The sequence below is a fragment of the Exiguobacterium sp. MMG028 genome (assembly GCF_027947425.1).
Classification (GTDB): Bacteria; Bacillota; Bacilli; order Exiguobacteriales; family Exiguobacteriaceae; genus Exiguobacterium; species Exiguobacterium aestuarii_A.
This window is the reverse complement of record NZ_JAQJIN010000002.1, coordinates 332838-347282: the sequence shown is the minus strand read 5'-3', so window position 1 is coordinate 347282 and position 14445 is coordinate 332838. Positions and strand designations below refer to the sequence as shown.

The 14445-nt window shown below is 50.0% G+C and carries 13 protein-coding genes; 5 read left to right on the top strand and 8 right to left on the bottom strand.

Annotation, left to right across the window (positions count from 1 at the left end; genetic code table 11):
* The first annotated feature begins 39 nt into the window (after positions 1–39).
* A complete protein-coding gene (locus PJK55_RS08900) occupies positions 40–1593 on the top strand; it encodes a PTS transporter subunit EIIC (RefSeq protein ID WP_271305524.1) in 1554 nt (517 codons plus the stop codon).
* A 38-nt stretch (positions 1594–1631) separates the two neighbouring features.
* On the opposite strand, the gene PJK55_RS08895 is transcribed toward PJK55_RS08900, so the two are convergent.
* On the bottom strand, positions 1632–2522 hold the full coding sequence (locus tag PJK55_RS08895) for a helix-turn-helix transcriptional regulator (protein WP_271305523.1): 891 nt from the start codon (positions 2520–2522) through the stop codon (positions 1632–1634).
* A 75-nt stretch (positions 2523–2597) separates the two neighbouring features.
* Here PJK55_RS08895 and PJK55_RS08890 point away from each other — a divergent pair, with 75 nt between their 5' ends.
* The 4 genes from PJK55_RS08890 to PJK55_RS08875 all read left to right on the top strand — a co-directional run bounded on the left by PJK55_RS08890 (position 2598) and on the right by PJK55_RS08875 (position 6127).
* On the top strand, positions 2598–3116 hold the full coding sequence (locus tag PJK55_RS08890; protein ID WP_271305522.1) for a dihydrofolate reductase family protein: 519 nt from the start codon (positions 2598–2600) through the stop codon (positions 3114–3116).
* 349 nt (positions 3117–3465) lie between these two features.
* Positions 3466–3867 (top strand): IS200/IS605 family transposase, encoded by a 402-nt coding sequence (tnpA, locus tag PJK55_RS08885; protein ID WP_214882410.1) that lies wholly within the window; start codon positions 3466–3468, stop codon positions 3865–3867.
* A gap of 4 nt (positions 3868–3871) precedes the next feature.
* A complete protein-coding gene (locus tag PJK55_RS08880; protein ID WP_271305453.1) occupies positions 3872–4948 on the top strand; it encodes an RNA-guided endonuclease InsQ/TnpB family protein in 1077 nt (358 codons plus the stop codon).
* 174 nt (positions 4949–5122) lie between these two features.
* Positions 5123–6127: a diguanylate cyclase gene (locus tag PJK55_RS08875; protein ID WP_271305521.1), complete on the top strand. Its 1005-nt coding sequence runs from the start codon at positions 5123–5125 to the stop codon at positions 6125–6127.
* Positions 6128–6195: 68 nt separating this feature from the next.
* Here PJK55_RS08875 and PJK55_RS08870 read toward each other — a convergent pair whose 3' ends face one another.
* From PJK55_RS08870 to PJK55_RS08840, 7 genes are all read right to left on the bottom strand, one after another.
* Positions 6196–6930, bottom strand: coding sequence for a polysaccharide deacetylase family protein (locus PJK55_RS08870; protein WP_271305520.1), 735 nt, complete (start codon positions 6928–6930; stop codon positions 6196–6198).
* Positions 6931–6985: 55 nt separating this feature from the next.
* On the bottom strand, positions 6986–7465 hold the full coding sequence (locus PJK55_RS08865; protein WP_271305788.1) for a GNAT family N-acetyltransferase: 480 nt from the start codon (positions 7463–7465) through the stop codon (positions 6986–6988).
* A gap of 5 nt (positions 7466–7470) precedes the next feature.
* Positions 7471–7752: a hypothetical protein gene (locus PJK55_RS08860; protein ID WP_271305519.1), complete on the bottom strand. Its 282-nt coding sequence runs from the start codon at positions 7750–7752 to the stop codon at positions 7471–7473.
* Positions 7753–7869: 117 nt separating this feature from the next.
* On the bottom strand, positions 7870–9369 hold the full coding sequence (gntK, locus tag PJK55_RS08855; protein ID WP_271305518.1) for a gluconokinase: 1500 nt from the start codon (positions 9367–9369) through the stop codon (positions 7870–7872).
* Positions 9370–9385: 16 nt separating this feature from the next.
* The gene (locus PJK55_RS08850; protein WP_271305517.1) at positions 9386–10729 is read right to left on the bottom strand and encodes a GntT/GntP/DsdX family permease; all 1344 of its coding nucleotides are present in this window, start codon (positions 10727–10729) and stop codon (positions 9386–9388) included.
* An 89-nt stretch (positions 10730–10818) separates the two neighbouring features.
* On the bottom strand, positions 10819–11700 hold the full coding sequence (gnd, locus tag PJK55_RS08845) for a phosphogluconate dehydrogenase (NAD(+)-dependent, decarboxylating) (protein WP_214694376.1): 882 nt from the start codon (positions 11698–11700) through the stop codon (positions 10819–10821).
* Positions 11701–11839: 139 nt separating this feature from the next.
* A complete protein-coding gene (locus PJK55_RS08840) occupies positions 11840–14299 on the bottom strand; it encodes a bifunctional diguanylate cyclase/phosphodiesterase (RefSeq protein WP_271305516.1) in 2460 nt (819 codons plus the stop codon).
* Positions 14300–14445 lie beyond the last annotated feature (146 nt).

Below are 14445 nucleotides of genomic sequence, written 5' to 3'. Positions count from 1 at the left end.
TCCAGATTGATAACGCTTACAAGATGAGGAGTGAATCGAATGAGTCAATGGTTTGGAGTTTTTCAAAAGTTTGGGAAGGCGCTCATGGTACCGGTCGCTTTATTACCGGCTGCCGGAATTTTGCTAGGACTAGGTGCGGCACTCACAGGTCCTTTAGCCGATAGCTGGACTTTTTTACAGAACGGAACAGTAGAAGCGATTAGTGCTGGGATGTTACAAATTGGTCTTAGTATTTTTGCGAACTTACCAATCATTTTTGCAATCGGGGTCGCAGTTGGTTTGTCAGGGGGATCAGGGATTGCCGCACTCGCAGCACTCGTCGGATATGTCATTATGAATACGACAATCTCAATCTCTCTCGGTATCACGGCAGAAATGGCTGCTGAGAGTGGGGAGTATGGCATGTTACTTGGTATTCCTTCCCTTGAAACCGGTGTACTCGGAGGGATTGCGGTTGGATTGCTCGCAGTATGGGTTTATAAAAAGTTCCATACGTTCAATCCGCCAGAAGTGTTGGGATTCTTTGCAGGTGATCGTTCTGTCGGGATTGTGATGGTTTTCTTCTCAATTTTACTTGGATTTGTCATGATGCTCATCTGGCCTCCAATCCAATCGGTACTTACTTCAATGGCAAACGTCATCGCGAGTGATGCGACCAATCCTGCATACGTAGGGTTATATGGGATGTTGGAGCGGTTATTGATTCCGACAGGATTACACCATATTTGGTATGCTCCGTTCCTCTGGACATCTCTCGGTGGAACAGCAACGGTCGGTGATGCGGTCGTGAACGGTGATCAGTATATTTTCCTTGCTCAAATCGCAGAAGGTGTCGAAGTGACGGCGGGACGTTTTATGTCAGGTAAGTTCCCAATCATTATGTTTGGTTTACTTGGGGCGGCGCTCGCGATGTATCGTCAAGCTGATCCGGACAAACGTCCTGTTGTTCGAGGCTTATTAATCGCAGCAGCCGGTACAGCTTTTCTAACAGGAATTACAGAACCGATTGAATTCACTTTCTTATTCGTGGCACCTATCCTTTATGTCATCCATAGTGTGTTGACGGGGATTTCCTTTGCGCTCATGTATGCGCTCGACACACATATCGGTTGGGCTGGAGGATCAGGGTTGATTGACTATATTTTAGTGAACGTCTTACCAGGAACACCACGCTGGTGGATGAATATCGTCGTCGGCATTGGTTTCTTCATCGTTTACTATAGTATCTTTACTTTCGCTATCAAGAAGTGGAATTTGGCAACACCAGGGCGTGGCGGACAAGAAGCGAAACTGTTTACGCGTAAAGACTACAATGATAAAAAGTCAGGTCAATCAGCGATTCAAACGACAGCACTTGCGATTGAAGAGGCACTTGGGGGACGAGAGAACATCCGTGATATCGATGCATGCTTCACACGCCTTCGTGTTGAAGTAAATGACGTTTCTCAAATCAATGAGGATGAACTAAAAGCACTCGGAGCAGCTGGAGTCGTCAAAGTGAAAAATAACATTCAAGCGATTTTTGGAGGTCGCTCTGATCTATACAAAAATGAGTTGCTACGCATTCATAAGGAAATGGATGAAGCGAATTGAAATCGGGCTCAACCGCACGGGTTGAGCTTTTTCAGTCTTCATACATATAGTGCTACAAGACGTTCCGCATGCTCCTTCATCATCTCCCGCAACGCACTCGGCGCCTTGACCTCTACTTCCGCACCAGCTTTCAACAACTGTCTCGACAAAAACGGCAGTTCTTCTTCGGGGACGTCCCATTCATTCTTTTGTTCGATATCGGGTAATACATCTTCAAGTAAACGACGTCCGAGTGGGGTGAGTTCGAGTTGAACGGTCACACTGATTCGTTCATCACTTTCCTGAAGCAAGGTCACCAAATCCTCAGACTCAAACGGTTCATCTAGCAACTTGACCGCTTCCACTCGGTCGATTCGATATTGACGAAGCCCCAGTTCAGACAGCCCGAAGACGTACCACTTTAAGTCAAGGAGTGCCATGCCGACTGGTGCGACGGTGAACGTACGTGAGCCTTTCGTTGTTTGATACGTCATCTCGATCTTGTTTCTTTGTTCGACAGCCTGATAGATGTCCTTTGTGAACGGAGCCTTTGGAATTTGTTTGTTCCCGAGCCACAGGATGTTTCGTTCTAAGCGATGAATCTTCGTCTCCAAGTCTTGTGGCAACTCATTCACGTACCAGTCGGACAGCGTATGTCGTATATCCCCGAATGGCACGTCCGGGATGTGTTCCATCCATTTGAACGTAAGATAGAGGGCGACCGCTTCTTGCTCGCGGAGATGAAGGGGTGGCAACAGTCGGTTCGGCAACATCTCATAGCCACCACCAGTTCCGAGCACGCTCCAAATCGGATAACCGAGCTCCTCAAGCGACAGCATATCCCGCTGAATCGTCCGAATGGAGGCGCCTGTCTCTTGAGCCAGTTCTTCAGCGGTGACACGTCGTCCTCGATTGAGCAGTCGAATCAGTTGTAAATGTCGTTTTTTCATAGTTATCATTCCCGTCATCTTTTGTCGTGTTTATTGGTTAAGCTGAATATATCACGAATCAAGGAGGAAGATACGATGCCGAAAGTAGTGTTGTATATTGCGATGAGTTTAGATGGGAAAATCGCCCGCTCGAACGACCAACTCGATTGGTTGTTCGCCGTGGAGGGAGACGGGGACAACGGCTACGCTGAATTTTTTAAGACCGTTGGTGCCGTTATCATGGGACGAAAGACGTATGAGGAAGTACTGAAGTTAGAAGAAGGGGCTTATCCGTACAAAGGCATCCCGAACTATATTTTGACGCGTCAGCCTGACCGTGAGGCAGAGCATGTCACGTTCACGGATGAACCAATCGAAAAACTGATTCATCGGTTGAAAGGAGAAGTCGATCAAGACATCTGGCTCATCGGTGGGGGTGAAGTCATCAAAGCAGCGATGGAATATGACTTGATTGACCGGTATGAGATTGCGATTGCCCCAGTCGTGTTAGGTGAGGGGATCCCACTCTTCCCAGAAGGCACAAAAGAGACGAAACTTCGACTGACGAGTCAGCACGCATCCGGTCAATTTGTGATGGTGACATATGAACGATAAGAGAGGGTCGAGTCCACAAAGGCTCGATTTTTTGTGGAAAAAGGAAAAATATTCATGTTGTAGAAAGTTTTACACTTTGAGACGTTAGCGGATGATCGAAATTGGATATATGTAGAGAGTGGAAGTAACATGACAAATGTGAAGGAGTACAACTAATGTTCATGAGTCTAATCGCCAATTCGTGCATTTCGTTTACAGAATTTCCGAGCGGGAAAGCCCACTCCTTTAGGGGTGGGATGAAAGCTCGGCAGGATGCGGAGTGTCAGTAAAGAATCCGAAGGTTTTGGCGCTTTAAGTATCTGGAAATCTTCTTGTTGCAGTTTGTTGGTTAAACTGACACGATATTAATATGGAAACCAACTATAGAAGAACTCATACTACTGTTTCTCTAATCAATTATCACTTCGTTTTCTGTCCTCGATACAGAAGAAAGATATTCCTTCGTAACGATGTAGAAATACGTTTCAAAGGTTTGATGTCCGAAATATGCGAAGAACTGAATATCAAAATTATAGCCTTGGAATGCGATAAAGATCATACGCATATGTTCCTTAACGCCCCTCCAACACTGAGTCCTGCCGACATCATGGCAAAAATAAAGGGAGTAACATCTAAAAAGTTAAGAGAGGAATTTCCTCATCTTCAACATTTGCCGAGTCTCTGGACACGATCCTATTTCGTCTCCACCGCTGGAAATGTATCGAGCGAAACGATCAAACGTTATGTTGAACAACAAAAAACAAGGGGGTGACACCGTGTCTCAGACGCTGACAGTTAACATTAAACTGAAGCCGACAAAAGAACAGGAAGTTGTTTTAAAAAGCATGGCAGAAACATATATCGAGACGGTCAATCAACTTATCTCTGATATGGTGGATGCTAAAGCGATGCTCAAATTGACAAGTAAAAGTGTTTGCGCTCATTTGCCTAGTGCCGTCAAGAATCAGATAATTAAAGACGCCCAAAGCGTATTTAAAAAAGCGAAGAAATCGAAATATGAAATAGTCCCAATCCTAAAGAAACCTTACTGCACATGGAACAATCAGAACTATTCGTTTGACTTCGAGTCCATCTCTCTTCCTATCATGGTAGATGGAAAAGCAAAGAAAACACCAATTAGAGCAGAAATGGTCGACAAACACAATCGCAACTTCTCGCTTCTTAATAACAAGTTGGGTGCGGTGCGCATTACGAAAAAGTCTGATAAGTGGATTGCCCAAATCGCCGTTACAATCCTCACAATCGAAAAGACGGGCTCAAGGATCCTTGGTGTGGATTTAGGCTTGAAAGTCCCGGCGGTCGCATCGACTGATTGCGATAAGGTAAGATTCTTTGGGAACGGTCGTGAAAACAAGTACATGAAACGCAAGTTTCGTGCGAAACGGAAAGAACTCGGTCAAAAGAAGAAGCTGAACGCAATCAAGGAACTGAACAACAAGGAGCAGCGTTGGATGAAAGACAAGGATCACAAGGTGAGCCGTGAGATCGTCGACTTCGCAAAAGAGAACAATATTTCTGTCATTCGCCTAGAGAAGCTAGCGAATATCCGGCAGACGGCAAGAACAAGCCGTAAAAACAATAAGAATCTGCATACATGGTCGTTCTATCGCTTGGCATTATTTATCGAGTACAAGGCGAAACTAGAAGGAATCAAGGTTGAATATGTCAATCCTGCATATACATCTCAAACATGCCCTTCTTGCGGGAGTCGGAATAAAGCGAAAGACCGTGCCTATTCGTGTTCTTGCGGATTTAATAAACATCGAGATTTAGTCGGTGCGATGAATATCCGAACCGCACCTGTGGTTGATGGTAAAAGTCAATCAGCCTGAGAATCTATATGATCTGTCTCAGGAGGGGTGATGGCACACCCTCATCTGGAGGTTTGAGCAAAACAGAAATGGACTGCGCTCGCACAAGCACTTCAGAATCCCACTCATCCCGAAGGGTGAGCTTGCGGCTTTAGCCGTGGGAGTGTCAATGGCATCTATTTCATCTCAAAGATCATGAACTATCATACGAGACATGTGCATATCCAGAAACTCCTCATCGGTGTGCTATCAGGCTGTTTCGGGATTTTTCTAATCACGCAAAGTATCCAATTTGAGAATGCGGTAAAAATTGATTTTCGTTTTCTCGTTCTCCTTTTACTCGGATTTTATCGTTTAGTCTCTCCGCTGTTCATCGCAGCCACGATCATGTCGATTCATCGATTCAGCTACGGCATCGATTTTTACTCAATCGTGGCCTGCGTTGCCCTCTTTACGATGGTGATCGGGACGATTCTGACATATCGGATTGTTTGGCTACAGAAGCGGCTTTTCCAATTTGGTCTCACGTTGAATGTGTGGACGTGTTTGGTCGCAGCCATGGGAATCCTTGTCGGCGGCGGGTTTACGGAACGTGCTCTCGATGTCGCGTTGTTGGTCACGCTGATCAGCTTCCCGATCGGGTTATTGATCACCATGTTGAATATTGACCTGTACCTCATCCATCACCGTGTGCGAGAGTATAAAATCTCGGCGGAGACGGACCACTTGACGGGTCTCGCCAACCGTCGGGCATGGGAGATGCAGATGAAAAAGTTCAAAGTGCAATATGCGACATGTAATGTCTTGCTTTTGGATATCGATCACTTCAAACAGATCAACGATCAATATGGCCACGCGAACGGGGATGAGGTGTTGAAGCAGTTTGCGGAACTGTTGCACCGAGAGACGCGAAATCAAGACATTAAGGCGCGGATTGGGGGAGAAGAGTTCGGCATTTTGATTCCGATGCTCTCTCAGACCGAGGTAGTCAACGTGGCGGAGCGGATTCGTAGCAGCATCTCCAAGCATGAATTCAAGCTACTCGATGGCGAGCGGATTCATCTATCCGTTTCAATCGGAATTGCGAACGGGAAGAGCGAGCACCTTCGCGAGATGATTCGCCTGGCAGATGAATGCTTGTATGAGGCGAAAAATAGTGGCAGAAACCGTACACACGTGACAGAGAGTGTCGTCGGATAGACAAGGCGTATCGGAATCCCGATGCGCTTTTTCATGTGAAAAACTGTAGACCACAAGATGGCCTACAGTCATGGTATTGTGCTTTCGCTAGCGTGTGGTTCCCAAGCATCTGAAAAGTTATGGGGCGGGTGAACGCCTTCGAGCGTCCGAAATTCGTAGTCCCGCTCTTTCGCATAGCGGATGATTGTATCGAGTGCTTCCGGTGTCATGGAATGGTCATGCGCCAAGACGATCGAGGCGATATTCGCCGCACGATTTGCCTCGAGACGATCGAACACGCGTTGCTCCACGCTGGCGTTGTCCTTCTTATAGATATGGTCGAGACTACCGACATTCCAGTCCCAAATCTCAAAGCCGGCTTCGTTCATCGCTTGCCAATGCGCAGGCGTCATGCCTTCATCACTCCCGTAAATCGTCCGGGCCATATTCGTATGGATGCCCGTCACCTCGTAAATGAGACGTTGTACGTCCTTCATCTGACGGACGGCCGTCATCGGTGACGCATAAAACTCCTCACGCTCGTGTGTCATCCCATGTAAGGCGATCAGGTGGCCCTCCTCGACGATACGATGGAGCAGATGCTCATTCCCGTCGATATTTTTCCCGAGGATGAAGAAAGTGGCCTTTACCTGATGCTTTTTCAAGACGTCGAGCAGCTTTCCCGTTTTCCAGTTCGGTCCATCATCGAGCGTCAGATAGATGAGGCTCGGGTCGTTATACGTTTTCGGCTCCGGAATCGCCGCCTGTGACAACGTACCAATCAACAAAAAAATAAACATGAGTAATAGAACGCGTTTCTTCATTCTGACAATAGCTCCCTCGAGTCAAAAAAACAAGTGACATATGACACATACCTTATCACATATCCGAGACATCGAGACGATAAATGTGTTCGTCGAGTTCTGTCGTGAGATAGGTGAAGTTCAATTTCTTCAATAGCGCGATTGACGCTTTGTTCGTCTCGAGGACACCAGCTTTGAACGCTTCTGCTCCTTGGTCGGTCAAGTGATGAATCAATCTCGACATCACCTCGAACGCATAGCCTTGGCGAGCGCGTACGGGTGTAATGGTATAGCCAATCCAATACGTCAGACCTTCTTGGTGGATATACACGTCCCCAATCAACTCATCCGTCGCTTGGTCGATGATAGCGAGTTGAATGCCGTGTTGAAGTGATTGTTCGCCGAGTAGGGCGTCCTCGTACTCGGTATAGCTAAGACCTTTGAACGATTGATGCTTCATCCAGTCCAAGTCGTTCCGATAGGCCATGAACGACTCGATGTCTTGTCGTTCGAAAGGGCGGATGAGGCAGCGGGTTGTCGTGAGCGTGATCATCATATCGCTCAAACGACTTTCTTTTCTTTTTTGAATAGACCGACTAGTAGAAGCGCAAGACCACTAAAGAAGATCACAGGGAAAATAAACCACATGATTAGTGCGGCCCAACCGTTCTGCACACTGATGGCGTAGGAGAGTCCGATTGAAAAGGCCAGTGCTGGTGAAATGGGAATCATGAGTGCGACTCCCCATATTTTATATGTTGTCTTTCGTGATTTGCCCGTACTGAACCAATACGCTACGAATGCGCCTATGCTTGCGATGAGATATCCGATTGCAATCGCCATTCCATCAGTCCCTTCTCTAAATATCGACGGTTCAACCTCGTCTTTATGTTCTATGCCTATAACGAAATCTCCTGTCACGATTCAAAAAACCGAGCCCTCGAAGGACTCGGTTTGACGTCACACATGCTTCCGCTGAAACGCCGAAATGGCTTCATATTCTTCTGACAAGTGACGCGATAGGCGAATGTAAATCGGCAAGAGTTCGCGATACACGTTTGTCGCTTCCATGTTCGGTGCATGCTCGTGGGTCACTTGCGGCACTTCTTGGAACTCATCGATGTCCCCGAAGGCATACTCTCCGAGCATGACGGCGCCGAGGCATGAGCTCTCGTGACTCTCCGGTACGACGACCGGTGTGTCGAAGATGTCCGCCATCATCTGGCGCCAGAGGCTCGATTGGGCAAAGCCGCCCGTCGCATGGATGCGGTTCGGTGCGCCTGTCAACTCGTCGAGTGCGAGCATGACCGTATAGAGGTTGAAGATGACGCCTTCCAATACGGCGCGGATGAAGTGTTCGCGCTTATGGTGAATGCTGAGCCCGAAGAACGAACCGCGGGCGTTCGAATCCCAAAGTGGGGCGCGTTCGCCCATCAAATACGGATGGAACAACAGTCCGTCCGCACCCGGTTTGACCGTCTCGGCGATTCGGGTCAACACGTCGTACGCATCGATGCCGAGCCGCTTCGCCGTCTCAACCTCACTCGCCGCAAACTCGTCACGGAGCCAACGGAGGATGATCCCGCCGTTATTGACCGGACCACCGATCACCCAATGCTTGTCCGTCAGCGCATAACAGAAGATGCGACCTTTCGGATCTTCGACCGGTTCCGAGACGACCGTCCGGATGGCGCCGCTCGTCCCGATTGTCACGGCGACGACCCCTTGTTCGAAGGCACCGACACCGAGGTTCGAAAGCACACCATCGCTTGCCCCGATGACGAGCGGGAAGTCCCAGCCGAGCGTCTCGGTCACGTCAGGTGTCACGTGTAAAATCTCTGTCGTTGGTACGAGCTCGGATAAACGTTCTGATGTCACACCGGCAACTTCAAGTGCTTCTGTGTCCCAATCCTGTTGTTTCAAATTGAAGAGTCCTGTCGCCGAGGCGATGGAGTGGTCGACGACGAAGCGTCCCGTCAACCGATAGAAGACATACTCTTTGATGGAGACGAACTTGGCCGTCTGTTCAAAGACGTCAGGATGTTCTGATTTCAACCAGCGCAATTTCGACAGCGGTGCCATCGGATGGACCGGGGTGCCGGTGCGCATATGGAGGGCACTCGCGTCAAAATCGCGTTTGATTTCTTGCGTATAAGGATTTGCGCGACTGTCGGCCCACGTGATGCTGTTCGTGAGCGGACGTCCTGACGCGTCAAGTGCGATCAGGCTGTGCATCGCCGAGCTGAACGATGCGAAGCGAATCGGACCGTCCGCTTTGGCACGGACCGCCGAGACGGCTTCGAGCACGGCCCCATAGATGACGACCGGATCTTGCTCGGCCGTCTCCGTATCGGGCGTGAGAAGCGGATACAACACGTTATGTACCGCCAATTGTTGATGACCATTGAACAGGACGGCTTTCGTACTCGTCGTCCCGATATCGACCCCAATCGTAAACACACAATCACTTCCTAACTTAGATGATGAATAGGCTAATCAAGAACACGACGGCGAAGCCGGTGAGTCCGATAATCGTTTCCATGATCGTCCATGACTTGAGCGTGTCTTTCACGTCGAGACCGAAGTAACGGTTGACGAGCCAGAAGCCCGAGTCGTTGACGTGTGAGAGGACTGTCGCCCCTGAGGCGATGGCGATGACGATCAAACCGAGTGCCGCGCCCGTGATGTTTTGGATTTCAAGGAGCGGTGTGATGAGTCCTGCTGCCGTGACCATCGAGACCGTTGCCGATCCTTGGGCGACACGGACGACCGTCGCGATCAAGAAGGCGAGGACGATTGCCGGAAGTGGTGAACCAGCCATCATTTCACCGAGTACGTCACCGACACCTGAGTCGATGAGGACTTGTTTGAACACGCCACCGGCCCCAGTGACGAGGATGATGATCCCGGCTGGTTCGAGTGCTTTCGTTGCAATTTCTTGTACTTCGTCACGTGAATAGCCACGGCGTGTCCCGAGGAAGACGAACGTGAGAAGCGTCGCGATTGTCAAGGCGACGAACGGGTGTCCGAGGAACGTCAAGAAGTCACGGACGGCGTTACCTTCATCCAAGAGTACCGCTGAGAGCGTGTTCGCCAAGATCAACACGAGCGGAATCAAGATGAGCGACAAAATCATTTTGAAGCTCGGCAGCTCTTTCGATGTATCGATTTCTTCAAATTCCATATAGTCCGGAATCGTCACATGAATCTTCTTAGCAATATACTTCCCAAAAACGGGTCCGGCTAAAATCATCGATGGGATCCCGGCTAGGACACCGAACAAGATGACCCAACCGAGGTCGGCACCAATCAAGTTCGCTACGGCGATCGGACCAGGTGTCGGCGGGATAAAGCTATGCGTGACCGCAAGACCTGCGAGTAGCGGAATCCCATAGTAGAGAAGCGAGCGTCCCGTCTTTTTGGCGAGACCGTATACGATTGGGACGAGAATGATGAAACCGACATCGAAGAAGACCGGGACGGCGACGATGAACCCGGTGATCCCGAGTGCCCATTGTGCCTTATCTTCTCCGAACTTACTGACGAGCGTCTGAGCGAGGCGTTCCGCGCCACCTGACACTTCAAGCATCTTCCCGAACATCGCGCCGAGACCGACGACGACGGCGACGAAGCCGAGCGTTCCGCCCATCCCGTTCTGGATGGAGGCGATGACATCTCCGAGCGGCATGCCGGCTGCGACCCCGACGATTAAACTGACAAGTAACAACGAAACGAATGCATGAAGCTTTGTACGAATGACTAAAAATAAGAGCAAGAAGATCCCGGCTAAGGCGATCAAAATAAGTGTTGAGCCAGACATTGAGTATTCCCCCTAAATTCCAAATATGTAACCGTTTACAGTTTTTGGCAAAGGAAAAGGCCATTTCCCCGTGACCTTTTCCGCATTTCTTACTTCTTAACGACCGCGTGACCACCGAATTCGTTGCGGAGCGCGGCGACGACTTTACCTGAGAACGTGTCGTCTTCGAGTGAGCGGTAGCGCATCATGAGCGACAAGGCGATGACCGGTGCTGCTGCCTGAAGGTCGAGCGCCGTCTCGATTGTCCACTTGCCTTCGCCCGACGAATGCATGACGCCACGGATCTCATCGAGCTTCGCATCTTTCTTGAAGGCGTTCTCCGTGAGCTCCATGAGCCAAGAACGGACGACCGACCCGTGATTCCAGACGCGTGCGACTTGCTCGTAGTCGTAGTCGAACGGGCTCTTCTCTAAGATGTCGAAACCTTCCGCGATTGCCTGCATCATCCCGTACTCGATCCCGTTATGGATCATCTTCAAGAAGTGACCGCTTCCGGCAGGTCCCGTGTATAGGTATCCGTTCTCGACAGACAAGTCTTTGAAGATCGGTTCGATCGTCGGCCACGCGTCCGCGTCACCCCCGACCATCGTACAGGCACCGTTTCGGGCACCGTCCGTCCCGCCGCTCGTTCCGCAGTCGAAGAACTTGATGTCCTTCTCGGCGAACTGCTCGGCACGTGCAACTGAAAGCTTGTAGTTCGAGTTTCCGCCATCGATGACGATGTCACCTGGTTCGAGTCGCTCATATAGTTCGGCGAGCACCGCTTCCGTGACGTCGCCGGCAGGGACCATCGCCCAGATGACGCGTGGTGTCGACAACTTGCTCACGACATCCTCGAGCGTCGGCACGATTGTGAACGCGTCCGATGTGACGTCCCCGACGTCTGTCCCGACGACCGTATGTCCGTGGTCGCTCAAGTTGAGGGCCAAGTTGTACCCCATTTTTCCTAAACCAATCAAACCAATTTCCATATTGTCACCCCTAAAAAAGAATTTTTTTCCGTCTCTAAATTCATCATATCAAAATAAATTCGATTTACAAGTCGAATCGCGGAATTTTTTTCTTTTTTCGGATATAAAAATTCGACCCCCAAGGTGGAGGTCGAATGAATCAATTCGATGATACTTTCTTATATTGCTGGAAGAAGACCTCGATCTCTTCCGCCGGCAACGGACGATTGTAGAAATACCCTTGCGCCTGGTTGCACGATTCGGCTTTTAGGAAAGCGACTTGATTCTCCGTCTCGACACCTTCTGCGATGACGTTCAAATCAAGCTCATGTGCCATGCGGATGATCGTTTTGACGAGGGCGGCGTCCTTCTCGTCACTTTCGATATTCTTCGTGAAGTGCTGGTCAATCTTCAGCGTATCGATTGGGAACAGCTTCAAATAGCTGAGAGACGAGTAGCCCGTACCGAAGTCATCGATCGAGAGATGGACCCCGAGGGCGACGAGCTCGTGCATCGTCTCGATGGCACGGTCTGCACTCTGGATGACGCTCTCGGTCAACTCGAGTTCTAAATACTTTGCGTCGAGACCTGATGCGTCGAGTGCGCGGCTGACGACTTCCGGCAAGTCTTTTTGAGCGAACTGAATGGCCGAGATGTTGACGGCGACCCGAAACGGGGGGATGCCCGCATCTTGCCACGCCTTGTTTTGGCGACACGCCTCATTCAAGACGAACTCACCGAGACGGTGGATGCTTCCCGTCTCTTCGGCGATCGGAATGAACTCGCCAGGCGAAATCATCCCGAGTTCTGGATGATTCCAGCGAACGAGTGCTTCCATCCCGATGACCATCTCCGTCTCCAACTGGATTTGCGGTTGATAGTGGACGGTGAACTCGCCACGTCCGATTCCTTTACGGAGTGCCATCGACAAGTTCGAGCGACGGGACACGGACTCGTTCAATTCATTGGTGAAGAACTGATAGCCGTTTTTCCCGTCGGCCTTCGCCCGATACATGGCGATATCCGCGTTTTTGATCAAATCTTCTGCCGTATCCCCGTCGGACGGGTGAAGACTGATCCCGATTGAAGCACCGGTGAACACTTCCTCGTGCTCGAGTTCGAACGGGGGATGGAGGACGTTGATCAACTCTTGAGCACGATGGGCCGCAAGGTTACTTTTCGTATGCGGCGACAAGATGATGAACTCATCTCCACCGAGACGGGCGAGCGTGTCCGACTTTTGAATCGTCGACTGGATCCGGGTCGTCACTTGCTTTAAGAACTGGTCGCCAATCGAGTGGCCGAATCGGTCGTTGATGACTTTGAAGTTGTCGAGGTCGATATAGTATAGGGCGAAAGGCTCTTGCTGGGACTGATCGAGTAGCGCATCCAGCCGGTCGCTGAATAGACGACGGTTCGGGAGACCGGTGAGCGGGTCCAAATAGACGAGGTCGTTGATTTGCGCCTCGATTCGTTTCCGTTCACTGATGTCACGGATGATGCTACTGAAGAAGATGCCTTTGTCCGTCTTCCATGTTCCGAGTGACATCTCAATCGGGACTTCGACACCGTCTTTTCGTAATCCGATGAGCTCGACCGTTTGACCGATGACACGTTTTTCACCGGTCGCCTCGTAACGCTTCATCCCACGCTCATGGGCATCTCGGAAGCGTTCCGGGATGATGGCGACAATCGATTGCCCGATCATCTCGTCATACGTATATCCGAACAAATCGGTCGCCCCGTGATTCCATTGGAGAATGACACGGTTATGGTCGGCGACGATGATGGCATCCGATGCCGATTCGATGATCGATTCAAACTTCAGTTCGAGTTCTTCCGATTGTGCCTCGAGCTGTGACGCCGTTCTCAGTGAGATGTACATGATCACGAACAAGGTCATGACGCTCGCTGCGATGACGTAGGCGAGAAGGGTGCTATCGACCGCATAACCGCTCATCGCCTTGCTGACTCCTTCTGTCGGGGTGAACTGTGCGGCGCCCATCCCGACGTAGTGCATCCCTGATACGGCGACACCGATCAAGACCGAGCTGGTGAGACGGCGCCAATGGAACCGCGAGACGTTTGGGATATAAAAGAGAATATACAGTCCGACGAGCGATGCTACATAAGCAACAAGTGCAGACGCAATCCACATGACCGGGTCATACGTGAGGATGGCGTTCATTTGCATCGCTTCCATCCCGATGTAATGCATCGAGACGACCCCGATACTAATCAAGGCAGCCCCAGAGAACAGTTGGATCCGGGTTGTCTTCGAGTGGCTGATGATCCAAAAGGCGAGCCCGGAGGCGACGACGGCTGGCACGATTGACAACAAGACGATGCCGAGGTGATACGTCACATCATCGTTTAGATGGAACGCCAGCATGCCGATAAAGTGCATTGCCCAAATTCCGAGCCCGAGGCTGAATGCGCCGGCTACGATCCAGCTAAAACGTGAGGCGTATTTCGCATATTTCAAACGACTGCTAATATCGAGGGCGACACCTGCAGCGAAGATGGCAACAGCGATGGAAAGAATGACGAGTGGTAAGTTGTACGAGCTACTGAGGTGATGTTCGATTCGAAACAGTCCTTTCAATTTCAAATGGTTCAAAGAGTGAATTAGTAAAAAAGTGCTTAATTAGAGTAGCACATTCCAGAATCCCACTTCCTGCCTCCTTTTGTAAGGTGGGTCAATCTTTTAGGCGAATCATACATTGCGGAATTTTTTTCGAAACGGTATCGTTAGATGAAGAAGAG

What these genes read in the sequence shown, in the direction of transcription:
- PJK55_RS08895 (WP_271305523.1), bottom strand. Translation starts at nt 2,522, where the DNA reads ATGAAAAAACGACATTTACAACTGATTCGACTGCTCAATCGAGGACGA.
- PJK55_RS08850 (WP_271305517.1), bottom strand. Translation starts at nt 10,729, where the DNA reads ATGTCTGGCTCAACACTTATTTTGATCGCCTTAGCCGGGATCTTCTTG.
- PJK55_RS08900 (WP_271305524.1), top strand. Translation starts at nt 40, where the DNA reads ATGAGTCAATGGTTTGGAGTTTTTCAAAAGTTTGGGAAGGCGCTCATG.
- tnpA (WP_214882410.1), top strand. Translation starts at nt 3,466, where the DNA reads ATGGAAACCAACTATAGAAGAACTCATACTACTGTTTCTCTAATCAAT.
- PJK55_RS08890 (WP_271305522.1), top strand. Translation starts at nt 2,598, where the DNA reads ATGCCGAAAGTAGTGTTGTATATTGCGATGAGTTTAGATGGGAAAATC.
- PJK55_RS08870 (WP_271305520.1), bottom strand. Translation starts at nt 6,930, where the DNA reads ATGAAGAAACGCGTTCTATTACTCATGTTTATTTTTTTGTTGATTGGT.
- PJK55_RS08860 (WP_271305519.1), bottom strand. Translation starts at nt 7,752, where the DNA reads ATGGCGATTGCAATCGGATATCTCATCGCAAGCATAGGCGCATTCGTA.
- gnd (WP_214694376.1), bottom strand. Translation starts at nt 11,700, where the DNA reads ATGGAAATTGGTTTGATTGGTTTAGGAAAAATGGGGTACAACTTGGCC.
- PJK55_RS08875 (WP_271305521.1), top strand. Translation starts at nt 5,123, where the DNA reads ATGAACTATCATACGAGACATGTGCATATCCAGAAACTCCTCATCGGT.
- PJK55_RS08865 (WP_271305788.1), bottom strand. Translation starts at nt 7,465, where the DNA reads ATGATGATCACGCTCACGACAACCCGCTGCCTCATCCGCCCTTTCGAA.